Consider the following 778-nt stretch of genomic DNA (forward strand, 5'->3'; position numbering starts at 1 on the left):
CGCGGCCCCGCCGGCACCGCCGGTGAACGCGGCGAGTGTCTGCTTCCACGTCTGTGGGGAGAGGACGGATCCGGCGAGGGGGCCGGTCGGTGTCGTCGGTGCCGTTGATGTCGTCGTTCTGGTCGGGGATTCCTCCGGAACAGGGCCGATTCGCCTGTGACGTGCGGGTGCCGGGTCGGCGGGCTCCTCGGTTGTGAGGTCGAGACCGATCTCGTCGGGCTCCACCTCGGCGAGCAGGGTGACCTGCTGCTCGGTGGTGCCGATGACCAGCACCCGGGTGCCGACAGAGACGACCGCGACCCCCATGCCGCGCCCCAGCGCCTGGCGGTGCACGACCTGGATCGCCGCGCCACTGGGCGCCTTGAACCGGCGGTTCACCGTCCGCGCGATCAGCAGCATCAGCCCGACGACGACCGCGAGCGAGCCGACCAGCCGGACGGCCAGTTCTCCAATGCTCGAGTCAGCGCCGGACATGGACTCAGACCGCCGCTGCGGCGTCGACGATCTCGGTGACCCGCAGGCCGAAGTCCTCGTCCACGACGACGACCTCGCCGCGGGCGACGAGACGGCCGTTGACCAGCAGGTCGGCCGGGCTGCCGGCTGCACGGTCGAGCTCGAGGACGGCACCGGGCGTGAGCGCCAGCAGGTCACGGACCGTCATCCGGGTGCGGCCGAGCTCGACCGTGACCTCCATGTCGACGCCGTGCAGCAGCTCCAGACCACGCGGCGGGACGGGCGTCGTACCGAAGGCCGGCACGAAGGGTGCGTCCAGGGCCGG

The 778-nt window shown here is 72.0% G+C and carries 2 protein-coding genes; both read right to left on the minus strand.

Annotated features, from left to right (window positions below; all coding sequences use genetic code 11):
• The coding region (locus ACOADB_RS26695; protein ID WP_378606176.1) for a FliO/MopB family protein at positions 1 to 474 on the minus strand (474 nt) is incomplete at its 3' end.
• Between the two features lie 4 nt (positions 475 to 478).
• Positions 479 to 778, minus strand: a 300-nt coding sequence (gene fliN, locus ACOADB_RS26700; protein ID WP_378606179.1) for a flagellar motor switch protein FliN, incomplete at its 5' end; no start/stop codon positions are given.

The sequence above is a fragment of the Nocardioides sp. CPCC 206348 genome, assembly GCF_048654705.1.
Taxonomy (GTDB): Bacteria; Actinomycetota; Actinomycetes; order Propionibacteriales; family Nocardioidaceae; genus Nocardioides.